Origin of the sequence: Rodentibacter genomosp. 1, assembly GCF_001999285.1 — a bacterium.
GTDB lineage: Bacteria > Pseudomonadota > Gammaproteobacteria > Enterobacterales > Pasteurellaceae > Rodentibacter.
This window is the reverse complement of the sequence record NZ_MLHN01000035.1, coordinates 1-3,574: the sequence shown is the minus strand read 5'-3', so window position 1 is coordinate 3,574 and position 3,574 is coordinate 1. Positions and strand designations below refer to the sequence as shown.

At 43.6% G+C, this 3,574-nt stretch carries 7 protein-coding genes; all 7 read left to right on the top strand.

Annotated elements, in window-relative coordinates; genetic code table 11:
- Positions 1–248: DUF7675 family protein (locus BKK54_RS11290; RefSeq protein WP_208605825.1), on the top strand; the 248-nt coding region annotated here is incomplete at its 5' end.
- A gap of 138 nt (positions 249–386) precedes the next feature.
- Positions 387–1,121 (top strand): DUF6651 domain-containing protein, encoded by a 735-nt coding sequence (locus BKK54_RS11285; protein WP_077543165.1) that lies wholly within the window; start codon positions 387–389, stop codon positions 1,119–1,121.
- A 28-nt stretch (positions 1,122–1,149) separates the two neighbouring features.
- The gene (locus BKK54_RS11280; protein ID WP_077543164.1) at positions 1,150–2,097 is read left to right on the top strand and encodes a major capsid protein; all 948 of its coding nucleotides are present in this window, start codon (positions 1,150–1,152) and stop codon (positions 2,095–2,097) included.
- Between the two features lie 49 nt (positions 2,098–2,146).
- Complete coding sequence (locus tag BKK54_RS11275; protein ID WP_077543163.1) at positions 2,147–2,503, top strand: HeH/LEM domain-containing protein; 357 nt, start codon at positions 2,147–2,149, stop codon at positions 2,501–2,503.
- On the top strand, positions 2,481–2,921 hold the full coding sequence (locus BKK54_RS11270; protein WP_077543162.1) for a DnaT-like ssDNA-binding protein: 441 nt from the start codon (positions 2,481–2,483) through the stop codon (positions 2,919–2,921). The genes BKK54_RS11275 and BKK54_RS11270 overlap by 23 nt, the downstream gene beginning before the upstream one ends.
- Position 2,922: 1 nt before the next feature.
- Positions 2,923–3,306 carry a hypothetical protein gene (locus BKK54_RS11265; RefSeq protein WP_077543161.1) on the top strand — a complete coding sequence of 128 codons (384 nt, stop codon included), beginning with the start codon at positions 2,923–2,925 and terminating at the stop codon, positions 3,304–3,306.
- Positions 3,306–3,574, top strand: a 269-nt coding sequence (locus BKK54_RS11260) for an HK97 gp10 family phage protein (RefSeq protein ID WP_077543160.1), incomplete at its 3' end; no start/stop codon positions are given. The genes BKK54_RS11265 and BKK54_RS11260, both read left to right, overlap by 1 nt.

The window sequence follows — 3,574 nt, the reverse complement described above, 5'->3', positions numbered from 1 at the left end:
ACGAAATAGAACTGGATGAGGGCGAAGAAGGGGAGGTTATAGAGATAGACGAAAATGGTTGGTATAAACGAGAAAAAATAGATAAAGTTTGGTACAAATATACTCCAGACGCTTTTGGACCAATTGTTTTTTCTTTTGACAAAAAAGTAGAATTTAACTTTTGGGCCGATTACCCTCATAAACTGACTGCTGAGCAAAAAGCCATTTTTGATATGGAAAATCAAGAGTTAGTGAAATTAAAAGGTTAAATCCTAGAATAACCACAACACCTAGCCTAACCGCTAGGTTTTTTTATTATCTAAAAAACCAACCGCACTTTCGGAAGATCGTGCGGTTTTCTTTTATCCACGGCTTGGAAAAGCCACAACTAATCGGAAGGAAATCCAATGAAACTGAAAACTGATGAGAACGGCAATGTTGTCGTACAAGACGGCAAACCGGTGTATGTCTATGAGGACGGTAAAGAAGTCGCTTACGATGTGCCGGCTGCTGTTGCCAAAATTACCTCACTCAATGCAGAAGCAAAAAATCACCGTGAACGGGCGGAAAAGGCAGAAGCCGATTTAAAAGCCTTTGACGGAATTGATGTCAATGCTGCGAAAAAAGCTTTAGATACCGTTAAAAACCTTGACGATAAAAAGCTGATTGATGCCGGTGAAGCCGAGCGAGTGAAAGCGGAGGTGATTAAAACCTACGATGAAAAATTGGCAGAAGCTAATGGCCGTGCGGATCAACTGGAACAAGCACTTTATGGCGAAATTGTCGGCGGTGCATTTGCCCGTTCTAAATTTATCGCCGATAAAACGACTTTGCCGCCGGATGTTGCCCAAGCCTATTTTGGCAAACATTTCAGCGTAAAAGACGGCAAAATTGAAGCCAAAGACAGTAGTGGCAATCCAATTTACAGTCGTGAGCGTGCCGGTGAACTTGCTAACTTTGATGAGGCAATGGAAATGCTCATCAATACTTATCCAAACAAAGATACGATTTTGCGCGGTAGTGGTTCGTCCGGTAGTGGCGCACAAGGGACACCTTCTCAAAATGGTGCGCCAAAGTCGCTTTCGGAATGTAAAACTGATGCCGAGCGGATCGCCTATATGCAATCGAAAACGGCAGAATAATTTGCCTTAACCTAACAGGAGATAAACAATGTCCTTTGATTTACAGGTTTTTAATAAACAAACCCAAGTTGCGTTGACCGAAACGGTCGATCAAGATATTGAAAAATTTAATGAAGCCTCCGGTGGAACAATTGTGCTACAAAATGCCCCGGTAGAAGGTGATTTTGATATTCGTGCGAGTTTTAAAGCCGTTGCAGGTCTTGTTCGCCGCCGTAATGCTTACGGACAAGGCACCGTTGAAGCCAAACGCCTTGAGCAATTGCTCAATGTAGCGGTAAAAGTGGCTGCCGGCACACCACCGCTTGAATATGAGCCGCAACAATACCACTGGATTTTGAAAAATCCGGAACTTGCCGCAATCACAATCGGTCAGCAATTAGCGAAAGCACGCCTTGCTGATATGCTTAACACGGCAGTATTAGGCGGTGTGGCTGCAATTGGCGGCAACACGAAAACCGTCCTAGACGATAAAGCACAAGCGCCGACTTTCCGCACTCTCAATAAAGGGGCGGCATTGTTTGGTGACCGCTCCGGTTCATTAAAAGCGTGGGTAATGCACTCCACGACGCTCCATAGCTTATTTGAAAACGCTTTAACCAACACCGAACGCCTGTTCAACTATGACAATATCAATGTGGTGCGCGATCCATTCGGTCGTGTGTTTGTGGTGACCGATAGTCCGGCATTAGTCAATGCGGATGGTTCTTATAACACACTGGGGTTGGTTGAAAATGCCATTTTAGTCGGCGGTAACAATGACTTTAACAGTGTGATTCTACCTAAGGTGGGCGGTGAGAACATTGGTGCGACCTATCAAGCAGAATGGACCTATAACTTAGGCATTCTCGGCTATAAATGGGATATGACCGCCGGAGGTAAATCTCCGAATGATACCGCATTGGGTACATCAACCAACTGGGAAAAATCCGCTACCTTTGATAAAGACACTGCCGGTGTGTTAGTCAAAACTAAGTAACCTAAAAACCGCCTGAATTTTCAGGTGGTTTTATTTTAAGGAATATTTTATGAAAAAACGCATTCTTTATTTTACCCGTGATTTTTCCGCTCAAAATATCGCCTTTGCCAAAGAAAAAGGTCTCATTATGCGAAATTTAGGCGCATATCATTCATCTGATACATTGGAAAATGCCGATGCCGTCTGTGGCGAAGTACCGGAACGTTATCAACACTTGCCGTTGTTTGATTTGGGGCAAGGTGGCGATCCAAAAGATGATCTCACTAAATTGAAAGTGGATGAAATCAAAGCAAAATTGGCCGCACTTCAAGTTGATTTTGAACCTAATGCGAAGAAAGATGAATTACTTGCCTTGTTGATTGCTGCAGAAAAGGGGAACGAAAATGACCCTAAAGATACCCAATGACAGCTATGTAAGTCTTGAAGATGCCGATTATTATCACGCTAATCGTATTTCCTTTGAAACTTGGGATGAGTTAGATGAACAAACAAAAAATCGGCGATTAGTGAGTGCGAGTGATTTTCTTGATCATTATTACACTTTCGCCGGTGAAAAAGCCGATCCGCTACAATCTCGTTCTTTTCCTCGAAAGGGGCAAGAGGAGATCCCACAAGCCGTCAAATATGCAGTGTGTGAATTGGCATTACAGGAAGATCTTAACCAAAACCAAGCGCAGAAGATGTCTGGTGTGAAGGTCGGACCGATTTCCGTAAGCTATAACGAAAGCACGGAACAAAAGGCTAATCGCTTTGAGTATGTGAAATCGCTACTCAAGGGATTTTTAGTTGAATCTACAGGCTATGTTGAGTTGTTAAGGGGGTAAAATGTACGGACAATTACGCCATCTTTCAGCGCAACTGATTCGGCAATTTGGGGTGCCTTGTGTTGTTAAGACGGAAAGTAAGGGACAATATGATCCTGCAACCGGGGGCATATCAAATAAAAGAGGGGTTTCAAATAAAGCCTATTGCTTGTTTGATAATCTCGCCTATGATTTTCCGTCTTATCAAAGCAATGGTGCAGGGAAAGGTGCGTCTGCAATGGTAAAACAGGGTGATGTGATGTTATACATCACGGAAAGCGGCAAGCCGGAAGTACATTCAATCGTGAGTGTAGAAGGTGAAACTTGGGCGATTATTAATTGCCAACCTATTAGACCAGCGAATGTCTCCATTGTTTATCAATGCCAAGCCCGAAGGGTGGCATAATGGGCGCATTTAGTGTTGATATTGCCGACTTCATTCGTTCGGTCGAACAAAAAGCCGATGTGGTGATGCGGAAAACAGCCCTGGAATTGCTCACCAAAGTGCAGGCTAAAACACCCGTTGATTCAGGTCAACTACGGGCAAGTTGGACTTCAGCGATCAATGCTTTACCCACCTCTTATGATGGCAATCATGATGTCGATTCTGTTAAGTTCGGTGATACGTGGTTTTTAGGCACAAATAAATCCTATGCGCCACAACTGGAATATGG